Origin of the sequence: Streptomyces celluloflavus (genome assembly GCA_000720995.1) — a bacterium.
Taxonomy (GTDB): Bacteria; Actinomycetota; Actinomycetes; order Streptomycetales; family Streptomycetaceae; genus Streptomyces; species Streptomyces celluloflavus.
The window spans coordinates 71,150-90,973 of the sequence record JOEL01000020.1 but is presented as its reverse complement, the minus strand read 5'-3'; the positions used below and the strand labels follow the sequence as shown (position 1 = coordinate 90,973).

Genomic DNA, 19,824 nt, shown 5'->3' with positions numbered 1-19,824 from the left:
CGGGAGGCCCCTAGCCGAGGCGGCCGGGGCGCCAACCGCGCGCCCGGCCGCGCGGGATCACCAGCGCCGCGCCGCCCACCAGCAGGGATACGAGGGCGGCAACACCCACGACCGCCCAGGCCACGGCCGGCGAGGTGGCAGGCGGCTGCTCCGGCACCCGGTAGGTCCCGTCCAGCGCGGGGGCGCTCTCCGTACGGGTCCGCGCGCCCGTGCCGGACGCGGCGGCGGAGACCGCGCCCACCGCGCCGGGCGGGTCCACCAGTCCGTACCCGAACCGGGCGTCCGGGACCGCCCCGGGCCCGCGCGCCGCCGTCGCCCGCAGCCGGTCGGCGACCTGGGCCGCGGACAGCCCGGGGTCGTGCGCGCGCACCAGTGCGGCGGTGCCCGCGACGAAGGCCGCCGCCACCGAGTCCCCGCCGCCGGTGAAGTGGCCGCCGCCGGGACCCACGCTGACCACCCGGTCCCCCGGCGCCGTCAGGTCCACCCGCGGCAGCGACGCACCGGTGGACTGCCCGCCCGTACGGCCCGGATATGGTTTCCCGTCGACCCCCACGGCCGCCACGCTGAGCACCCCGGGCAGTCCCCCCGGGTACGCCTGCGCACCCTTGTCCCCGGCCGTGGCCCCGGCGATGACGAGCACGTCCTTGGCCGCGGCCTTGTCGACCGCCGTCTGCAACCGCGCGTCGGACTCCGTCGCGCTCGCCGCGACCAGCACGACCTTGGCGCCGCCGGCCACCGCGTCCTCGATACCGCCGGCCAGCGCCCCGGCGTCCGCACCGCTCACGGTCTCCCCCAGCACCCGGGCCCGCGGCGCGACGCCGGCGAACCCGACACCGTCCTGCGCGGCCCCCGCCACGATCCCCGCGACGAACGTGCCGTGCCCCGCGCAGTCCTTGCCCCCGCCGCCCGACGCGCGTCCCTTGAGCGCCGCGACGCCCGCGTCGAGACCGGTGTCCACGACGCCGACGGTCACCCCGCCGCCCTGGCTCAGCGGCCGTACCTCCGACAGGCCGAGCGCCTTCTGGGCCCAGGGGGTCTGGGAGATCGTGCGCGCCGACTCCTTGGTGCACTTGCCCTCCGCGACCGGCCCGTCCGGGATCTGCGGCAGCACCGTCCCGCCCCCCGCCGCCGCGACCCGGGCCACCGGCACACCCGCCACCGGCCGGGCCCCTGCCGTTCCCCCGGCCAGCAGTACCGTGCACCCGAGAGCGCCGATCGCCACCGTGACCCCACGCTGCAACGGCAGTTGGCGGTTTCGCACGTCCACACCCCATCAGTCGTCCCCACAGCGCCCCGCGTTCGCGATCATACGCAGCCCCGCGAACGGCACCGCAGGTCACCCGGCCGGACCCGGTCCGACGCAGTCCGACGCGGCCGCCGCGCCGCCGGTCGGCCGTCCGGGTGAACCCCGCGCCCGCGAATGCGCCGTGCGGCGGCGCTCCCGCCCTTCCCCTGCCTTCGGCTCCTCGGCTCGCCGGTGCTCCGAACTCAGGAGATCCACGAAACGGCGGACATCCGAAATCCCAAAATGCCGGAATGCCGAAATCTCGATATCCGTACGGGAAACGGTGGGTGAACGCCGGCCCCTTTCCCGGGATTCCCCCGACTTTCCCCTGCAGGCCGCTTCTCCGTCCGGGGCCCGTGGCGGAGAAATACCGGAACATTCCCGCCGTGCTCTCCTCCCCCGTCCCTCCGTGGTGACGGCCGGGGCGACTTCACCCCGTGGCGGCGGCCGGGGCCGATTCACCCCGTGGCGATGGCCAGGGCTACTTCGCCCCGTGGCGATGGCCGGGACCACTTCACCCCGTAGTGACGGCCGGGGCTACTTCGCCCGCGCGGCGCCGACGGCCGCGAGGCCGCTCCGGGCCGTTCCGGTGCCGGCCGGGCGAGCGGGCCGGCACTGCTCGGCGGCGCCCGCCCGGTCGTGGACGCGGCTGAGCAGCGCGGCCGGTGCGGGGTCGGCCTGGAGCGCGGCCAGAAGCAGCAGCCACAGACCGTGCAGCCGCTCCTCGATGCAGCTGCGGCCGTCCAGCGCGTCGGCGACGGTGTGCAGCCCGAAGAAGGCGCAGACGACGCCGTGCGCGGCCGTTCCGGGGTCGATCGCGGCGGCGAGCGTGCCCTCCGCGCGGGCCTCTTCGAGGAGTTCGGTGACGGTCGCGGTCCAGCCGACGAACGGTGTCGGCAGTGCGGCGTCGATGGCCTTGCGCTCCATCCAGAGACGGGAGCCGGCCCGGATGACGACATCGTCGCGGAAGGCGCGGGCCACATCGAAGCTCAGCGCGACCAGCGTGTCCAGCGCGGGCAGGCGGGCCGCCCGATGGCGGGCGATCAGCTCCGGCCAGGTCGCGAAATGCTCCTCGACAATGGCGAGCGCCAGATTCTCCTTGCTGGCGTAATGGAAATAGATGGCCCCGCTGGTACGGCCGGACCGGGTACTGATATCGCTGATACTGGTGCCGGCATACCCCCGCTCGTCGAACAGTCGCGCCGCCGTCTCCAGCAGAGACCTTCGCGTGGTCCTCGCCCGTACCTGCACATTCACCCCGGATACCGCTCGGTCGCCGACAGCAGGCAATGTAGTGGCTCGCCCCCACGCCCGCGACGGGACGGGCGTGCGCGGACACCGGAACTGGGTTCTTCTTATTGCATGAACACTTCGGTCGGCGAGACCGCCGGGGAACTCCGGCCGCTGAGCTGGTCACGCACCGTCGCACGCGAAATGGTGCACCGCACCTCCTTGGCGGAGGTACTCCTCACCGACGTACGGCGGACCGGTGACGGCAGCTTCGAGGCCGCGGCGTCCTGGCCCCGGTCCCATCCCACATTCCCCCGGGACGGTGCGGACCTGCACAGTCCGCTGATCGTCGTGGAAACCCTGCGCCAGCTCGGCATCTATCTCCCGCTGCGGTATTTCGGCGTGCCCGCGACCGCGCATCTGCTCATCACCGATCTGTTCTTCGCCCTCACCCCGGCGGCGGAACCGCGCGCCGCTTCCGCCGCCACCGATGTCACCTGCCTGACCGGTGTGAGCGAGATACGCACCGGGGCCGACGGCGCCGTCACCGGGCTCCGGCTGGAGGTGACCTTCCTGGCCGGCGGTACGGCCTTCGCCCGCGCCGGGGGCGGCGCGCGCTTTCTCGACGCGCGCCGGTACACCGTGCTGCGCGGGGCCGTGACCACCGTCCGGCGCACCTCGCGAACGGCTGTCCGGGTGCGCCCGGAGGCCACCGGACCGGCGGTGGCCGATCCGCGCGACATCGTGATCGGGCTCGACGGCGGCACCCTCCTGGTGGAACCGGTCGATCCGAAGCATCCGTTCTTCTTCGACCACGCCACGGATCATGTGCCGGGCATGGTGCTGCTGGAAGCGGCCCGGCAGGCCGCGGCCCTGGAGAGTCACGGCACCCTGCTGCGCCCCACGGCCGGACGGCTGAGAGCGGTGCGGTTCACCGAATTCAGTCCGCCCGCCCGCGTCCTGTGCGTGCCACATCACGGGACCTGCGTTTTCCGCGTATTTCAGGGGGGCGAACAGAAAGCCTTCGGAACCCTCCAATACCGATAAGACCTCTAAACACACGATAGCAACTAAATAGATTCCCTTGACTACACCAACTCCGCGTTTCTAACGTAGCGATCGTTATGTTCTTCGGCGGTCGCCCGAGAAAGCCTCTTCCTACAAGGCTGCGCCCGCCGGGAATCGCACCTGCCCGACAGCGGATGAACCGGCACGCCGACCGCGCCCCGCACCGTCGCGACGTCAAGATCTGCCGCTTTCCGGGCACTCCAGAACGGAAAGAAGAAAGATGACCTCTCATCGCATCCTTTCCTGGACCCCGGCCGCCGTCGTCTTCGACTGCGACGGCACCCTGATGGACACCGAGCGCCATTGGCAGGACGCACGGGAAATCACCCTGGAAGAGTTCGGGTTCACCCCCGACCCCGGATTCGCGGAACGCGCCAAGGGCCTGCACTACACCGAATGCGGACACCTGATGGCCCGTGAAGCCGGACACCCCGAACTCGGCGACGAGCTCACCGCCCGGCTCCTCAGACATTTCCGCACGCTGGCCGCCGACCACCCCGTCACCATGCCTGGCGCCCGGGAACTCGTCGTGGCGGTGAGCAAGTTCGCCCCGCTCGCCATCGCCAGCAACTGCCCCAGAGAGGTCGTCGAGGCCAGCCTCGCCACCGCCGGCCTCCTCAGCCACTTCGACCACATCGTGGTACCCGACGACGTCATCCGACCCAAACCCCATCCGGACGTCTACCTCACCGCCGCCCGGCAGTGCGGCACCGCACCCGCCGACACCCTCGCCGTCGAGGATTCGCACTGCGGTATCCAGTCCGCGGCCCGCGCCGGCCTGCGGGTCATCGGAGTCGGCCCCTGGCCGGGCGAACAGGTCACCGCCCTGGTCGACCTGTGGGTACGTTCACTGGACGAACCGCGGGTCAGCGGCTGGGCGGGCAACCGCATCCCCCGCCAGGTGTCCCGCTGACCCGCCGCCCCGGGCGCCGCCGGAGCGCCGGCGGCGCCGGGGGCCACCGCGGGCACCCCGCGACCGGCTACCTGGAGGGGAGGCGGCCGGCCCCGGGACCGGGGCGGCGGACCGGCCCGGCCGATCCGCCGGCCGCCGCTGCCACCAGCCAGTTCGTGGGGATCTCGATGCGCGATCCGTCGGGGCGGTACTCGGTGGTCGCCAGCGGCAGCCGGCCGCTCGCGACGACGCGCAGCCCCTGGGCGGCGAGCAGTCCCGGGACGGCCGTATCGGCCATGTCACCGGGTGAGATGCCGTGCGAGAGGACCGCGCGCAGCTTCGCGGGCGGTCCGGTGGGGCTCTGCGCGAGGGACCGCAGAACGTCCTTGGCCGAGGCGGCCGGTTCGACCGCGAAGACCCGCCCTCGGGTGCCCAGCAGTACGGCGATGTTCGCCACGATGCGCGCCCGGTCGCCGGGCGCGCACTGGTGCAGGACGCCCCGCAGATAGAGGTGAGCATCGCCCAGTTCAGCGTGCAGGGCACGCATCGCGTCCGGGTCGGTGGCGTCCAGGCAGCGGAATTCGGCCGTGCCGTGGACGTCCTCGGCCCGTGCGCGGCCGATCGCCGCGCCGGCGAGGTCGATGCCGACGACGCGCGCGTAGCGGCCGGCGAGATGGCGCGTCTGGGTGCCGTTGCCGCACCCCAGGTCGACCACCGGCAGCCCTGGGTCGAAGTGCCCTTCGAAGAGCGGCAGATGGAGCTGCACGGCCAGGGCGGGGTCGGCGTCCCAGAAGACCTCGCCCGCACCGGTCGGCGCGGCGCGCCAGAAGCCCTCCCACGCCTGCGCGGAGGGGCTCGTGAAGGGACTCGCAGCGCTCATGGCCCCTTGCTACGCCCGCCGGTGCGCGGCCCGCAAGAGGGGCGCCGGATCCGTCACCCGGCGTGCGGGCCCCGGGTACGCCGGGTGTTCGGCAGGGACAGCTCGAACCAGACGGTCTTGCCGGTGTCCGTCCGGCTCGTACCCCACTCCCGCGCCAGCCGGCTCACCACCCGCAGCCCGCGCCCGAACTCGTCGTCGGCGCCCGCGTTCAGCAGTTGCGGCAGGGCGTGGTCGTCGTCCGAGACCTCGCACAGCAGGGCGTCCGTACGGACCAGGCGCAGCACCACCTGCCGGGTGTGGGCATGCCGTACGGCGTTGGTGACGACCTCGCTGACCATCAGCGCGGCGGGCTCGGCCGAGGAGTCCAGCCCCCAGTCGGCGAGCCGGCGGCCCACCAGCGCTCTGGCCCGGCCGACCTCCCGGGGGTCGATCGCCAGGCGCCATTCGGCGACGGCGTCCGGCGCGATGCCGTTGAGCCGCGCCATCAGCAGCGCCACATCGTCCTTCCGGTCGTCCTGGACGTTCAGCGCCCGGATGATGGCGTCGCAGGCGTCGTCCATGGAGGCGGCGGGGTGCGCGGCGGATTCGGCGAGCGCCGCGAGGCCCACGCCGATGTCCTCGCCGCGCACCTCCACCAGGCCGTCCGTGCACAGCACCAGGCGGTCGCCGGCCGCGACCGGCACCGTCACCGCCTCGAACGGCACCCCGCCGACGCCGATCGGCGCGCCCGTGGGGAGTTCCAGGAGCTCGCTGCGGCCGTCCACGGCGCGGACCAGCACCGGCGGGATGTGCCCGGCGTTGGCGATCGTCAGCCGCTGTCCGATCGGGTCGTAGACCGCGTACAGACAGGTCGCGAGGTAGCTGTCGCCGAGCCGCTGGGCGAGGTCGTCCAGGCTGCGCAGCAGTTGTGCGGGGTGCATGTCGATGGCCGCCATGGTCTGGACGGCGGTGCGCAGCTGGCCCATCATCGCGGCCGAGTTGAGGCCGTGGCCCATGACGTCGCCGACGACCAGCGCGGTGCGCGAGCCGGGCAGCTTGATGGTGTCGAACCAGTCGCCGCCGACCCGGCCCAGGCGGGTGCCCGGCAGATAGCGGGTCGCGGTGTCGCAGCCGGCCATCCGCGGTGCGATATGCGGCAGCATGCTGTCCTGGAGCGTCTCGGCGACGTTCTCCTGGAAGGTGTACATCCGGGCGTTGTCCAGCACGAGCCCGGCGCGGGCGGCGAGTTCGGCGCCGGTCACCCGGTCCATGTCGTTGAATTCCGTACGCTCCGGATGGCGCAGCAGGATCATGAAGCCGAGCACCACGTTGCGCGCCTTGAGCGGGACGACCAGCAGCGACCGCCGGTTGATCAGCGGGCTGATGTCCCGCTTCTCGAACTGCGCGGCGATGGCGTTGCCCATGTCGTCGCTGATCCGCGGCACCAGGACCGGCTGTCCGGTGGTCATGCACTGGAAGAACGGTGTCTGGACGGGGAAGGGCATCGACTCGCCGACCGGGACGACGTCGTCCCAGCGCCCCGGCTCGTCGTTGTGCTCGACGGCGACCCGGTGCCACAGGGTCGTGGCGTCCGGCGGCCCGTCGGGGAATCCCTCGCCGGCGACGACCTGTTCGCGCAGATAGGTGCCGGCGACGTCGGTGAAGCGCGGTACGACGGCGGCACTGACTTCCTGAATCGTGCGGGCCAGATCGAGCGAGGTGCCGATCCGCCCGCTGACCTCGTTGAGGAACTCCAGCCGCTCGCGGACGGCGGCGTATTCGAGGTCCGAGGCCAGCTCGGCGGCGGCCGCGGCGGCGGCCCGCGGATCGTCGGCCACCGCGCTCGCCGCGCGCAGCAGCCGCGTACGCCGCTCGACACGGCGCGGCACACCCCAGTCCGGGGTCACCGGGAACCGCTCGTGCCGGCTGATCTCCAGTACCGGATAGCCCAGTTCCAGCACCTGGGAGACGATCCGGGCGCTGTCCAGGGGGTTCATGCTCGGCAGGATCTCCGGCAGCCGCCGGGCCAGCTCCGCGGCGTCGGGTAAGTCGGTGTGCCGGGCGAAGGCCGGGGTGAACCGCTCGCTCCCCGCGCCGGGCCGGCCGCTCCCGTCGTCGCCCGGTCCGTGCAGTTGCGCGGCGTCCGCGGCGAGTACGAGCGTCCGTTCCGTGCCCGGTCCGATCAGGGGGTACGCCCACCACAGCAGGTCCACCGGGGCGGACCCGGCGCCGGCCATCCGGGCCCGGCCCGCGGTCGGGTAGGCCGCGCCGCCGCCGGGCAAAGCCCCCGGGCCTGCATCTGGCACGTCATCGTCAGCAGCGGCAGCGCCAGCGCCATCGGGGGGCTCGTCCCACTCCCGGTCGCCGAGGGCGCCGGTGACCGGCATCAGATCGACGGCGGCCGCGCCCACCGCTTCCTGGCGGGAGGGCCCGAAGAGCCTGCGCGCGCCGCTGCTCCAGTGGGAGATCCGGCCGGCCGCGTCCACCACCACGACGGCGAGCGGCAGCCGTCCGGGCACGGCCTCCCTGGGCACGGGCACCGTGGGTGCCGCGCCGGCCGTGTCGTCACCGTGCGACGGGCCACGCTCCATGGGCGGTTGCTCCTTCGTGCACCGGTCCGGCACCACCGGTCCCACCGTAGGGCCATGGAGCGGTGGCGTGGGCGGCATTGGCCGAAGAGGTCGTGCGCGGGCGCATTGGCCCGGCCGCCCACGCGCCCCGGATGCGGCGGTGGCCACGCCCGGGGCGGGCCGGCCGGTGCGCCGGTGCGGGGCTCACTTCTCCATGTGGGCGGCGAGGTTGGCGAGAATCGCGTCGTAGATGCGGCCGAGGCCCTTGGGGGCGAAGGTCTTCTCGAAGAAGCCGCCGATGCCGCCCGCGCCGTTCCAGGTGGTGGTGACGACGACCTGGGCGCGCTGCTCACCCGCCGGGGTGACGACCCAGGTGGTCACCATGGAGGAGTTGCGGTCCTTCTCCACGAGCTGGCCGTCGGTCGGCTCGTCCACCTCCAGCAGGCAGTCGCGGATCCGCTTGCTGGTGGCCTGGAGCTTCCAGTGGACGACGGTGCCCTTGCCGTCGCCGCCCTCCCTGACCTCGTACTCGCTGAAGTGCTCGGGCAGCAGCTGCCGGCGCGTGCCGCTGTAGTCGGCGAGCGCGTCGAACACGTCCTCCGGGTCCGCCGCGATCTCGCGCTGTGTGGTGGCCTCGACCTGACCCATGTGCGTCTTCCTCCAGTACTCGGCTGCCGGTCCTGCCTTGTGCCGCCAAGCCAACCACCACTGGGCGGCGCGCCAAAATCGGGCCGATGGGCACTAAGCGAACATCTGTTCTATTATCGATTAAGGGGACTCGGCAGTACTGAGGAGGAGACCCGATGCGCTGGGACAATCTTGACGAAAGCCGCGCCGCACTGTTCGGCACGGACGTCGTCAGCCGGACGGTCGACACCCCCGAATTCCGGGGGATCACCTTCCACGAGGTGCGCGCCCGCTCGATCGTGAACCGCGTACCGGGCGCCTCCCGGATGCCGTTCGAATGGACCGTCAACCCCTACCGCGGATGCAGCCACGCCTGCGTGTACTGCTTCGCACGCAAGACGCACAGCTATCTCGACCTGGACACCGGTCTCGGCTTCGACTCCCAGATCGTGGTGAAGGTCAACGCCGCCGAGCTGCTCCGCCGCGAGCTGGCCGCGCCGCGCTGGCGCGGTGAGCACATAGCGATGGGCACCAACGTCGACTGCTATCAGCGTGCGGAAGGACGGTACGGACTCCTGCCCGGCATCATCGCGGCGCTGCGCGACCACGCCAACCCGTTCTCGATCCTGACCAAGGGCACCTTGATCCTGCGCGATCTGGAGCTGCTGCGGCAGGCCGCCGCGGTCACCGAGGTCGGCATCTCGGTCTCCGTCGGCTTCCTGGACCGCGAGCTGTGGCGCACGGTCGAGCCCGGCACCCCCGCCCCGGAGCGCCGGCTGGACGTGGTGCGCACCCTCACCGCGCACGGCATCCCCTGCGGTGTGCTGATGGCGCCGGTGATCCCCTTCCTCGGGGACGCGCCGGACCAGCTGCGCGCCACGGTGCGGGCCATCGCGCGGGCGGGCGCCGACTCGGTCACCCCGCTCGTCCTGCATCTGCGGCCGGGCGCCCGCGAGTGGTTCATGGCCTGGCTGGGCCACCACCACCCGCAGTTGGTACGGCGCTACGAGCGGATGTACGCGGACGGCGCGTACGCCCCCACGTGGTACCAGCGCACCATCACCCGCCAGGTCCACGAGCTCGCCACGGAGTACGGCATCGGCCCGGCCCGCCCCGGCGAAGCCCGCCGCATCCGGCCCCCTGCCGCGGACGGGACGCCGCCGCGCGCCGTCCCCCCGGAGCCCACCCAGCTGACCTTGCTCTGACCGGCTCCGCGCACGCACCGGGGCGGCCGCCGGGTCCGCGACCACCGAAAACCCGTTGACCCGCGGCCTAGCGTTTCGGACAAGACCGAGGCCGGGGCCGGGCCCCATTGGGCAGCGGCGCGGACCGGGACGGCGGCAGCGGGGATGGGGACGGGGACAGGCGCATGACAGGTGTACGGACGCAACCACCGTTGCGGATAAGGGAGATGACCGAGGCCGATATCGACGCGGTCTCGGCGGTGCGGGTCCAGGGCTGGCAGGCGGCGTACCCGGGGCTGATGCCGCAGGCGTATCTGGACGCCATGAGCGTCGCGCGGGACGCCGCGGAGCGGCGGTCGCGGTTCGGACGCCGCGGAGCGGCGGTCGCGGTTCGGACACCGTCTGCCGCAGGCGTGCGACCTGGTGGCGGTACGGGAAGGCACGGTGGCCGGCTGGGCCGCGCTCGGACCCGCCCGTGACCCCGACCTCTCCGGCACCTCCGATACGCCCGGTTCGCCCGGCGTCTCCGATGCGCCCGGTGCCGCCCCGCCCGCCGCCGAGCCGCCCGCGGACCCGCCCGCCGCCGGTGAGCTGTTCGCCCTCTACGTCACCCCCGGCCTGACCGGCACCGGCATCGGCCGCGCCCTGCTGACCGCCGGGCTGGACCGGGCGCGGGCCGCCGGCTGGGAGACGCTGTGCCTGTGGGTGGTGCGGGGCAACACCCGCGCCCGGCGGTTCTACGAGCGGGCCGGCTTCGTACCGGACGGGGCGGAAGAGGCGTACGAGGTGGCGGGGGTGAACGTTCCCGAGGTGCGCTACCGGCGACCGGTGGCGTCGGACGCCGGGCCCTCCCGCCGGCCCCCGGCGCCGTCCGCGCCACCGTCCCCGCCGTCACCCCCGGCGTCCGCGCGCACATCCTCGTGAACCCCCAGCCGCGCCAGTGACGCCGCCGCGGCGGCGGCCAGCCGCGGATGCCCGACGGCCGCGGCGAGGGTGGGGACGGCGCGCCGGTCGCCCAGCGCGCCCAGGCCCTCGACGCAGGCCAGCGCCACCCGCCAGTACGGGGTGTGCGGGGTCAGCAGCCGTTCCAAGGTGGCGATCAGCGCCGGTACGGACTGCGGTGCGCGGAGTTCGGCGAGCAGCCGGACGGGGTGCAGCGCATAGGCGGTGCGCAGCGGGTTGGTGGCGAGCGCGGCCGCGGCACGGGCGGTGCGCGGATCGCCGAGCCGGCCCAGGGCGTGCGCGGCGGTGGCGCAGCGCACCGGGTCGCGGTAGTTCAGCAGCAGGACGAGCGTCTCGAAGGCCCGTTTGTCCCCGGCGCAGCCGAGGATGAAGGCGGCGATCTCCCGGGCCCACAGGGGGCGTTCGACGGCGACCAGCATCTGGGCCAGTTCCTCGCGGCCGGCCGGGGTGTTCTTCCGGGCCAGTCCGAGCAGCCGCTCGTAGGCGACCAGGTCCTGTGGGGAGCGGAGTTCGGCCCGCACCCGGTCCGTCAACTCGTGGAATTCCTCTTCCATTTGCCGCTTCCCTCCCGCCGGGACACCCCGGTTCCTGCGACGTGGCCTGCGCCACAGCCTAATGACCCGGCCTACCCCTGGTGCTCGGGTTACCCACCGGTTAGCCTGCTGGAACGAGTGGTACCCCCGCTCGGGCGGCCTGGTGACGCAGCCGCCACGCGGTGCAGTCGGTTCGGCACCGCATCGTCCGACCTCCGTACGGAGCGCACGGCACGGCCCCGGGACAGGGCCCGCCGAGTCTCCCGCACCGCCGGCGAGGCCCGCAGTCCGGCGGCGTTCCGCGGCCCACCGCCGCCCGCGCCGCGTTCACTGCCGGTCCCCCGCCACGCGGCCCCTCCTCAGTCGTCACTTCTCCCCTGCCCGCAGGGGAACACCTCCTGGAGTCTCGCGATGGACCCTCAGTCCGCCCCTGCACTCTCAACCGGCGCCTCTCCCCTGCCACTTGGGACCGTGGCCGTCGTCGGTCTCGGCACCATGGGCACCGGTATCACCGAAGTCCTGACCCGTGCGGGCCGCCAGGTCATCGGCATCGACACCGATCCGGCCGCGGCCCGCCGGGCCGTCACCGCGCTGGCGGAGGCCACCGCCCGCGCCGTGCGACGCGAGCGGATCACCGAGCGGGAGCGACAGGAGGTGCTGGCCCGATTCCGTACCTCCGGCGAGGTACGGGCGGCGGCCGACGCCGATCTCGTCATCGAGGTGGTGCCGGAGGACTACGCGCTCAAACGGCAGGTCATCGCGGCGCTGGACGCCGTCGTGCGGCCGGACGCGATCCTGGCGACCGGCACCAACGCACTGTCGGTGACCCGGCTGGCCGCCGATTCGCGGCACCCCGAGCGGGTGCTCGGGGTGCACTTCTTCAACCCCGCGCCGGCCATGAAGCTGGTCGAGGTGGTCTCCTCGGTGCTCACCGCGCCGGCCGCGGTCGCCGCCGTCACGGAGCTGGCCCGCGCCCTGGGCAAGGACCCGATCGCGGTCGGCGACCGGCCCGGATTCGTCGCCGACGGCCTGCTGTTCGGCTATCTCAACCAGGCCGCCGCGATGTACGAGTCCAAATACGCGACCCGTGAGGACATCGACGCCGCGATGCGGCTCGGCTGCGGACTGCCGATGGGCCCGCTGGCGCTGCTCGACCTGATCGGCGTGGACACCGCCCGTACGGTCCTGGAGGCGATGTACGCGCAGTCCCACGACCGGCTGCACGCGCCCGCGCCGATCCTGGGGCAGCTGGCCGAGGCCGGGCTGACCGGCCGCAAGTCGGGCCGCGGCTTCTACACCTACCGGGCGCCCGGCACCGCCGCCGTCGTACCGGACGCGGCGAGCCCGGCCGGGGACGGCGGCCCCGGTGCCGATGGCCGGCCGGTGCGCCGTGTCGGGGTCGCCGGGTCCGGGACGATGGCGAGCGGGATCGCCGAGGTCTTCGCCACGGCGGGCTTCACGGTGGTGCTGGCCGCCCGCGGGGCGGAGAAGGCGGCGCGGGCCAAGGACCGGATCGCCCGGTCGCTGGACCGTTCCGTGGCCAAGGGCCGGCTCACCCGGGAGGCCCGGGACACCGCGCTCTCGGCGATCACCCCGGCCGGTTCGCTCGACGCCTTCGCGGACGTCGATCTGGCGGTCGAAGCGGTGGCCGAGGAACTGGCCGCCAAACAACGGCTGTTCGGGACGCTGGACGAGGTCTGCAAGCCGGGCGCCGTCCTGGCCACCACCACCTCCTCACTGCCGGTCATCGCCCTCGCCCGCGCCACCGCACGGCCGCAGGACGTCATCGGGATGCACTTCTTCAACCCGGCACCCGCCATGAAGCTTGTGGAGGTGGTGCGTACGGTCCTGACGGCCGACGCGGCGCACGCCACCGTGCGGGCGGTCTGCGCGACGCTCCGCAAGCACCCGGTGGACTGCGGCGACCGGGCCGGATTCATCGTGAACGCGCTGCTGTTCCCGTACCTGAACAACGCGGTCAAGATGGTCCAGGAGCACTACGCCTCCCCGGACGACATCGACGCCGCGATGAAGCTCGGGGGCGGCTATCCGATGGGGCCGTTCGAGCTGCTGGACGCGGTCGGTCTCGATGTGTCGCTGGCGATCGAGAGGGTGCTGCACGCCGAGTTCCGCGATCCGGGGCTGGCCCCGGCGCCGCTGCTCGAACACCTCGTCGCCGCGGGCTGCCTGGGCCGCAAGACCGGCCGCGGCTTCCGTGAGCACGCCCGGCGCTGACGCGGGGCGGCGCCCCCGGCCCGGGACGGCGGACGCAGGGGGCGGACTGCCGGCACCCGCCGGCGGTCCGCCGCTGGTCACAGGGGTGCCGAGGGCGCCGAATGCCGCGTGCCGTGCGAATATGCAGTACCGTCCCCACATGTCCCAGCCCGCTCGCCCGCAGTCGTCCGACGCCCCCGGCACCAGCACCCCCGGCGCCCGCCGGGCCGCCGCCCAGCGGCTCAAAATGCGCCGCGAACTGTCGGCGGCGGCCATGGAGCTGTTCGCGACCAAGGGCTACGAGGCGACCACGGTCGACGAGATCGCGGCCGCCGCGGGCGTGGCCCGGCGGACCTTCTTCCGCCACTTCCGCTCCAAGGAAGAGGCGATCTTCCCCGACCACGATGACACTCTCGTCCGCGCCGAGGCCGTCCTGGACGCCGCCCCGCCGCACGAGAACCCCCTCGACACGGTCTGCCGCGGCATCAAGGAAGTCATGCGGATGTACGCGGCCTCCCCCGCCGTGTCCGTGGCCCGCTACCGCCTCACCCGCGAGGTACCCACCCTGCGCGAGGCCGAGATCGCCTCGGTGGCCCGCTACGAGCGGCTGTTCACCCGTTATCTCCTGGGCCACTTCGACGAGGGCGCGCACCACGAGGGCGATGACGATCCGCTGCTCGCCGAGGTCGCGGCGTCGGCCGTGGTCACCGCGCACAACCACGTACTGCGCCGCTGGCTGCGGGCCGGCGCCGAGGGCGATGTCGAGTCCCAGCTCGACCACGCCTTCGGGATCGTCCGCGACACCTTCGGCGCCGGTATCGGCGTGGGCCGCGCCACCACCGGGGAGGAGCCCCCGGCGGCCGTCTCCCGGGAGGGCCAGGTGCTGGTCGCGGTGGCGCGGACGGACGCCCCGCTGGACGACATCATGCGCACGATCCGCAAGGCGATCAAAGAGCGGAACTGACGCACCGGCTCGCACGTGTTACCCACGTGACTGCGGATGACATGGAGGGCGCGAGCCCGGCAGACCCGACTCCCGCCACACACAACGTCTTCAGCGGCGGCGCGGCCGAGCACCTCATCCAGGCGAACATCGTCCACCTCGGCTCCGGGAGCGCCGCCCCGCGGTCGTTGGGCCAACTGCCACCGCGACCACGAGGCCGCCCGGTACCACCGTCAACGGGCCTCACAGGTACGGGAGCGGCGCGCCGGCCACCACCAACGGGCCGCACAGGCATGGCGGCGGCGCGATGACGCGCGTCGGCTGACCGCCTCCCTCAGCACGCTGGGCCAGGCTCTGAAGGGGCTGTGGGACTTCAAGCGGGCAACCGAGGCGGCGACGGCCGAGGCAGCGGGAAATCTCTCGGTCGCGACATACGCGCGCCTGCGGACTCCCGCTGCTGCCGAACCGGCTGCCGGTGGTCGAGCTGAAGCGGCCCCAACTGGAGGCGTTGCAGCGGCGCTGCTCGTACTGCACGGCGCCGCCCAGTTGTGGCCGCGGCTCCGTGAGCGGTTGAAGAGCCGGAGTTGACCGGCCTCGACGGCGCGGAAAACGACCCGCACCCCGCTCATACGTGCCACCCAAATGACATCTGAGAGAAATTCTTGGCACTCAGTGTCTTGTCGAGTGGCACGCGGTGTCATACCTTGAGGGTGTCCGGGCGGCCGGCGCGCAGTGAACTTCCGTGCGCCGGCTGTCCCAGCAAGCCACTTGTGGCCGCCCGCCCGGACGCCTGCGTCACAGGCTCCCCGGCCACCGCCGGGGGTATCTCCACCCGCGCCCACCGGCGCTGCCAGGCACCGTGACCGGCGCCGCCGCGATCCGCGCGGCGACGGCGGGCGCGGCGCCGCCCCGGCCGAACCGACGGCACCACCTCCGCCCCACCCCGACGTTCTCCCAAGCCGTTCCCTCGACGCTTCCCCGAGCTCTCGGCTCCGCTCACAGCAGGGGAAAGACCCCATCCGCCGGAGGCACTCCGTGAACGACATCCTGGACGCGATCCTCGCGCCCGACAGCACCCGCGACGACTTCGCCGCGCTGCCCCTCCCCGAGTCCTACCGCGCCGTGACCGTGCACAAGGACGAGGCCGAGATGTTCGCCGGCCTCAGCAGCAAGGAGAAGGACCCCCGCAAGTCGCTGCACGTCGAGGACGTGCCGGTGCCCGAACTCGGCCCCGGCGAGGCGCTGGTGGCCGTGATGGCCTCCTCCGTGAACTACAACTCCGTATGGACCTCGATCTTCGAGCCGCTGCCGACGTTCGGGTTTCTGGAGCGCTACGGGCGCCTCTCGCCGCTCGGCAAGCGGCACGATCTCCCGTACCACGTCATCGGTTCCGATCTCGCGGGCGTCGTGCTGCGCACCGGTCCCGGTGTCAACGCCTGGGCGCCCGGTGACGAGGTCGTCGCGCACTGTCTCTCCGTCGAGCTGGAGTCCTCCGACGGCCACAACGACACCATGCTCGACCCCGAGCAGCGGATCTGGGGCTTCGAGACCAACTTCGGCGGCCTCGCCGAGATCGCGCTCGTCAAGTCCAACCAGCTGATGCCCAAGCCCCGGCACCTGAGCTGGGAGGAGGCGGCGGCCCCGGGCCTGGTCAACTCGACCGCGTACCGCCAGCTGGTGTCCCGCAACGGCGCCGGGATGAAGCAGGGCGACAACGTCCTGATCTGGGGTGCGAGCGGCGGACTCGGTTCGTACGCCACCCAGTTCGCGCTGGCCGGCGGCGCCAACCCGATCTGTGTGGTCTCCAGCGACCAGAAGGCGGAGATCTGCCGGCGGATGGGCGCCGAGGCGATCATCGACCGCAGCGCCGAGGGCTTCACGTTCTGGCGGGACGAGGAGCACCAGGACCCGCGCGAGTGGAAGCGGTTCGGCAAGCGCATCCGCGAGCTGACCGGCGGCGAGGACGTGGACATCGTCTTCGAGCACCCGGGCCGGGAGACCTTCGGCGCCTCCGTGTACGTCACCCGCAAGGGCGGCACCGTCGTCACCTGCGCGTCCACCTCGGGCTACCGCCACGAGTACGACAACCGCTACCTGTGGATGTCCCTGAAGCGGATCGTCGGCTCGCACTTCGCCAACTACCGCGAAGCCTGGGAGGCCAACCGCCTGGTCGCCAAGGGGAAGATCCATCCGACCCTCTCGCGGACGTACTCCCTGGCGGAGACCGGCCAGGCGGCCTACGACGTGCACCGCAACCTCCACCAGGGCAAGGTCGGCGTGCTCGCGCTCGCCCCCGAGGAGGGCATGGGCGTACGCGACGAGGAGATGCGCGCCCGGCACCTCGACGCCATCAACCGCTTCCGGGACACCGCGGCGGACCGGGCCCACCGGCCCGGCCGGACCCACTGACAGCGCCGGACCACGAGGATACGGGCCATATATGACTGAGCGTCAGAAGGATCGTCCGTGGCTGATGCGGACGTACGCCGGGCACTCCACCGCCGAGGCGTCCAACGAGTTGTACCGGCGCAACCTCGCCAAGGGCCAGACCGGCCTGTCGGTGGCGTTCGACCTGCCGACCCAGACCGGTTACGACCCCGACCACCTGCTCGCCCGCGGGGAGGTCGGCCGGGTCGGGGTGCCGGTCTCGCACCTCGGTGACATGCGGCGGCTGTTCCGGGACATCCCGCTGGACCGGATGAACACCTCGATGACCATCAACGCCACGGCCATGTGGCTGCTGGCGATGTACCAGGTGGTGGCCGAGGAGCAGGGCGCCGACGTCACCCGGCTGGCGGGGACGACGCAGAACGACATCGTCAAGGAGTACCTCTCGCGCGGTACGCACGTCTTCCCGCCGGGGCCCAGCCTCCGCCTGACGACGGACATGATCACGTACACCGTGAACCGCCTTCCCAAGTGGAACCCGATCAACATCTGCAGCTACCACCTCCAGGAGGCGGGCGCCACCCCGGTCCAGGAGATCGCCTATGCGATGTCCACCGCGATCGCCGTGCTCGACGCGGTGTTCGCGTCCGGCCAGGTCCCCGAGGAGCGCAGGGGCGAGGTGGTCGCCCGGATCTCCTTCTTCGTGAACGCCGGTGTCCGGTTCATCGAGGAGATGTGCAAGATGCGCGCCTTCGGCCGCATCTGGGACCGGATCACCCAGGAGCGGTACGGCATCGAGGACGCCAAGCAGCGGCGCTTCCGCTACGGCGTCCAGGTCAACTCGCTCGGCCTGACCGAGGCGCAGCCGGAGAACAACGTCCAGCGGATCGTGCTGGAGATGCTGGCCGTCACGCTCTCCAAGGACGCCCGCGCCCGCGCCGTCCAACTCCCCGCCTGGAACGAGGCGTTGGGCCTGCCCCGGCCCTGGGACCAGCAGTGGTCGCTCCGTATCCAGCAGGTGCTGGCGCACGAGAGCGATCTGCTGGAGTACGAGGACATCTTCGCCGGCTCGCGGGTCGTGGAGGCGAAGGTGGACGCCCTGGTCACCGACGCGCTGGCGGAGATCGCGCGGATCGAGGAGATGGGCGGGGCGCTGGCGGCCGTGGAGTCCGGCTACCTCAAGTCGCAGCTGGTCTCGGCGCACGCCGAGCGGCGGGCCCGGATCGAGGAGGGCGCGGAGCGGATCGTCGGCGTCAACTGCTACGAGTCCACCGAGCCCAGCCCGCTCACCGCGGATCTCGACACCGCCGTGCTGACCGTCGACCCGGCCAACGAGGCGCGCGTGGTCCGGGCGCTGCACTCCTGGCGCGACGACCGCGACGAGGGGCGTGCGCAGGACGCGCTGTCGGCCCTGAAGAAGGCCGCGGCGGGCGACGCCAACCTCTTCCCGGCCACTCTCGACTGCGTCCGGGCGGGGGTGACGACCGGCGAATGGTGCTGGGCGCTGCGCGATGTCTTCGGCGAGTTCCGGGCCCCCACCGGCGTCTCCGGCGCGCCCCTGGCGGTCACCGCCGAGGCGGGCACCCCGCTGGCGGCGGTCCGCGCGAAGGCGGCGCGGACCGCCGCCGAACTGGGCTGCGGCGCGCTGCGCCTGCTGGTCGGCAAACCCGGTCTGGACGGGCACAGCAATGGCGCCGAGCAGATCGCCGTACGGGCCAGGGACGCCGGCTTCGAGGTGGTCTACCAGGGCATCCGGCTCACCCCGGAGCAGATCGTCGCGGCGGCCGTCGCCGAGGACGTGCACTGCGTGGGGCTGTCGATCCTGTCCGGTTCGCACGCCGAACTGGTGCCGGACGTGCTGGACCGGCTGCGCCGGAGCGGTGTCTCCCCCTCGGCCTCCGCCGGGTCCGGTGGTCCGGCGGACACCCCCATCCCCGTCATCGTCGGCGGCATCATCCCGCCCGCCGACGCGACCGCGCTCCGGGCGGCCGGGGTCGCGGCCGTCTTCACACCCAAGGACTTCGGCATCACCGAGATCATCGGCCGTATCGTCGACGAGATCCGGAAAGCGAACGAGCTCGACCCCCTGGAGGTCCCCGCATGACCGCTGTCAACCGCCTTCGCCCGCGCCGCTCCTGCCTCGCGGTGCCCGGCAGCAACCCGCGCTTCCTGGAGAAGGCGCAGGGGCTGCCGGCCGACCAGGTCTTCCTCGACCTGGAGGACGCCTGCGCCCCGCTCGCCAAGGAGGGCGCCCGGCACACCATCGTGGACGCGCTGAACAACGGCGACTGGACCGGCAAGACGCGCGTGGTGCGGGTCAACGACTGGACCACGCAGTGGACGTACCGGGACGTCATCACCGTCGTCGAGGGCGCGGGGCCGAACCTGGACTGCATCATGCTGCCCAAGGTCCAGGACGCCCAGCAGATCGTCGCGCTGGACCTGCTGCTGACCCAGATCGAGAAGACGATGGGCTTCGAGCCGGGCCGGATCGGCATCGAGGCGCAGATCGAGAACGCCAAGGGCCTGGTGAACGTCGACGAGATCGCCGGTGCCTCGCCGCGCCTGGAGACGATCGTCTTCGGGCCGGCCGACTTCATGGCCTCCATCAACATGAAGTCCCTGGTCGTCGGCGAGCAGCCGCCCGGCTACGGCGCGGACGCGTACCACTACATCCTGATGCGCATCCTGATGGCGGCCCGCACCCACGACCTCCAGGCCATCGACGGCCCCTATCTCCAGATCCGGAACGTGGACGGTTTCCGCGAGGTCGCCGGCCGGGCCGCCGCGCTCGGTTTCGACGGCAAGTGGGTGCTGCACCCGGGCCAGGTGGCGGCCGCGAACGAGGTCTTCTCGCCTTCCCAGGAGGACTACGACCACGCCGAGCTGATCCTCGACGCCTATGCGTGGCACACCTCGGAGGCGGGCGGCGCGAAGGGTTCCGCGATGCTCGGCGACGAAATGATCGACGAGGCGAGCCGCAAGATGGCGCTGGTCATCTCCGGAAAGGGCCGGGCCGCCGGCATGACCCGTACATCCACGTTCGAGGCACCGGAGGCATAACCGCC

15 protein-coding genes are annotated in these 19,824 nt (G+C 72.7%); 9 read left to right on the top strand and 6 right to left on the bottom strand.

The genetic code is table 11. The features are described 5' to 3' along the window. Nucleotides 1-10: 10 nt before the first annotated feature. Together IH09_RS20020 and IH09_RS20015 are read right to left on the bottom strand one after the other, a co-directional pair. Nucleotides 11-1,267, bottom strand: a complete 1,257-nt coding sequence (locus IH09_RS20020) for a S8 family serine peptidase (RefSeq protein WP_110952438.1) — start codon at nucleotides 1,265-1,267, stop codon at nucleotides 11-13. Between the two features lie 555 nt (nucleotides 1,268-1,822). After that, nucleotides 1,823-2,536, bottom strand: a complete 714-nt coding sequence (locus tag IH09_RS20015) for a ScbR family autoregulator-binding transcription factor (RefSeq protein ID WP_110952448.1) — start codon at nucleotides 2,534-2,536, stop codon at nucleotides 1,823-1,825. A 111-nt stretch (nucleotides 2,537-2,647) separates the two neighbouring features. Here IH09_RS20015 and IH09_RS20010 point away from each other — a divergent pair, with 111 nt between their 5' ends. Both IH09_RS20010 and IH09_RS20005 read left to right on the top strand, forming a co-directional pair. Beyond that, complete coding sequence (locus IH09_RS20010) at nucleotides 2,648-3,562, top strand: ScbA/BarX family gamma-butyrolactone biosynthesis protein (protein WP_094792504.1); 915 nt, start codon at nucleotides 2,648-2,650, stop codon at nucleotides 3,560-3,562. Nucleotides 3,563-3,803: 241 nt separating this feature from the next. Further along, on the top strand, nucleotides 3,804-4,496 hold the full coding sequence (locus tag IH09_RS20005) for an HAD family hydrolase (RefSeq protein WP_052858223.1): 693 nt from the start codon (nucleotides 3,804-3,806) through the stop codon (nucleotides 4,494-4,496). A 67-nt stretch (nucleotides 4,497-4,563) separates the two neighbouring features. Here the strand turns inward: IH09_RS20005 and IH09_RS20000 are convergent, their stop codons facing one another. The 3 genes from IH09_RS20000 to IH09_RS19990 form a co-directional block, all read right to left on the bottom strand. Next, a complete protein-coding gene (locus IH09_RS20000; protein WP_052858221.1) occupies nucleotides 4,564-5,355 on the bottom strand; it encodes a class I SAM-dependent methyltransferase in 792 nt (263 codons plus the stop codon). A gap of 53 nt (nucleotides 5,356-5,408) precedes the next feature. Further along, nucleotides 5,409-7,925: an ATP-binding SpoIIE family protein phosphatase gene (locus tag IH09_RS19995; protein ID WP_052858219.1), complete on the bottom strand. Its 2,517-nt coding sequence runs from the start codon at nucleotides 7,923-7,925 to the stop codon at nucleotides 5,409-5,411. Between the two features lie 183 nt (nucleotides 7,926-8,108). After that, on the bottom strand, nucleotides 8,109-8,552 hold the full coding sequence (locus tag IH09_RS19990; RefSeq protein WP_052858217.1) for an SRPBCC family protein: 444 nt from the start codon (nucleotides 8,550-8,552) through the stop codon (nucleotides 8,109-8,111). Between the two features lie 155 nt (nucleotides 8,553-8,707). On the opposite strand from IH09_RS19990, the gene IH09_RS19985 reads away from it, so the two are divergent. After that, on the top strand, nucleotides 8,708-9,736 hold the full coding sequence (locus IH09_RS19985; RefSeq protein ID WP_052858214.1) for an Rv2578c family radical SAM protein: 1,029 nt from the start codon (nucleotides 8,708-8,710) through the stop codon (nucleotides 9,734-9,736). Nucleotides 9,737-10,138: 402 nt separating this feature from the next. Next, nucleotides 10,139-10,639, top strand: a complete 501-nt coding sequence (locus IH09_RS19980) for an N-acetyltransferase family protein (RefSeq protein ID WP_446750509.1) — start codon at nucleotides 10,139-10,141, stop codon at nucleotides 10,637-10,639. Here the strand turns inward: IH09_RS19980 and IH09_RS19975 are convergent. Next, complete coding sequence (locus tag IH09_RS19975) at nucleotides 10,531-11,232, bottom strand: HEAT repeat domain-containing protein (RefSeq protein WP_052858212.1); 702 nt, start codon at nucleotides 11,230-11,232, stop codon at nucleotides 10,531-10,533. The two genes, IH09_RS19980 and IH09_RS19975, sit on opposite strands and share 109 nt — an antisense overlap. A 390-nt stretch (nucleotides 11,233-11,622) precedes the next feature. Here IH09_RS19975 and IH09_RS19970 point away from each other — a divergent pair, with 390 nt between their 5' ends. From IH09_RS19970 to IH09_RS19950, 5 genes are all read left to right on the top strand, one after another. Next, nucleotides 11,623-13,446, top strand: a complete 1,824-nt coding sequence (locus IH09_RS19970) for a 3-hydroxyacyl-CoA dehydrogenase family protein (protein ID WP_052858208.1) — start codon at nucleotides 11,623-11,625, stop codon at nucleotides 13,444-13,446. Nucleotides 13,447-13,585: 139 nt separating this feature from the next. Next, on the top strand, nucleotides 13,586-14,389 hold the full coding sequence (locus IH09_RS19965; protein ID WP_052858391.1) for a TetR family transcriptional regulator: 804 nt from the start codon (nucleotides 13,586-13,588) through the stop codon (nucleotides 14,387-14,389). A 1,014-nt stretch (nucleotides 14,390-15,403) separates the two neighbouring features. After that, entirely contained in the window at nucleotides 15,404-16,777 is a 1,374-nt protein-coding gene (gene ccrA, locus IH09_RS19960; RefSeq protein ID WP_052858207.1) for a crotonyl-CoA carboxylase/reductase, read from the top strand. A gap of 31 nt (nucleotides 16,778-16,808) precedes the next feature. Beyond that, nucleotides 16,809-18,860: a protein meaA gene (locus tag IH09_RS19955; RefSeq protein ID WP_052858205.1), complete on the top strand. Its 2,052-nt coding sequence runs from the start codon at nucleotides 16,809-16,811 to the stop codon at nucleotides 18,858-18,860. Then, complete coding sequence (locus IH09_RS19950) at nucleotides 18,857-19,819, top strand: HpcH/HpaI aldolase/citrate lyase family protein (protein WP_052858203.1); 963 nt, start codon at nucleotides 18,857-18,859, stop codon at nucleotides 19,817-19,819. The genes IH09_RS19955 and IH09_RS19950 overlap by 4 nt, the downstream gene beginning before the upstream one ends. Nucleotides 19,820-19,824 lie beyond the last annotated feature (5 nt).

Excerpts from the sequence above, each read along its gene's own strand:
- IH09_RS20000 (WP_052858221.1), bottom strand. The coding sequence starts at position 5,355 with ATGAGCGCTGCGAGTCCCTTCACGAGCCCCTCCGCGCAGGCGTGGGAG.
- IH09_RS19975 (WP_052858212.1), bottom strand. The coding sequence starts at position 11,232 with ATGGAAGAGGAATTCCACGAGTTGACGGACCGGGTGCGGGCCGAACTC.
- IH09_RS20010 (WP_094792504.1), top strand. The coding sequence starts at position 2,648 with ATGAACACTTCGGTCGGCGAGACCGCCGGGGAACTCCGGCCGCTGAGC.
- IH09_RS19970 (WP_052858208.1), top strand. The coding sequence starts at position 11,623 with ATGGACCCTCAGTCCGCCCCTGCACTCTCAACCGGCGCCTCTCCCCTG.
- IH09_RS19990 (WP_052858217.1), bottom strand. The coding sequence starts at position 8,552 with ATGGGTCAGGTCGAGGCCACCACACAGCGCGAGATCGCGGCGGACCCG.
- IH09_RS20005 (WP_052858223.1), top strand. The coding sequence starts at position 3,804 with ATGACCTCTCATCGCATCCTTTCCTGGACCCCGGCCGCCGTCGTCTTC.
- IH09_RS19995 (WP_052858219.1), bottom strand. The coding sequence starts at position 7,925 with ATGGAGCGTGGCCCGTCGCACGGTGACGACACGGCCGGCGCGGCACCC.
- IH09_RS19985 (WP_052858214.1), top strand. The coding sequence starts at position 8,708 with ATGCGCTGGGACAATCTTGACGAAAGCCGCGCCGCACTGTTCGGCACG.
- IH09_RS19955 (WP_052858205.1), top strand. The coding sequence starts at position 16,809 with ATGACTGAGCGTCAGAAGGATCGTCCGTGGCTGATGCGGACGTACGCC.
- IH09_RS19965 (WP_052858391.1), top strand. The coding sequence starts at position 13,586 with ATGTCCCAGCCCGCTCGCCCGCAGTCGTCCGACGCCCCCGGCACCAGC.
- IH09_RS19950 (WP_052858203.1), top strand. The coding sequence starts at position 18,857 with ATGACCGCTGTCAACCGCCTTCGCCCGCGCCGCTCCTGCCTCGCGGTG.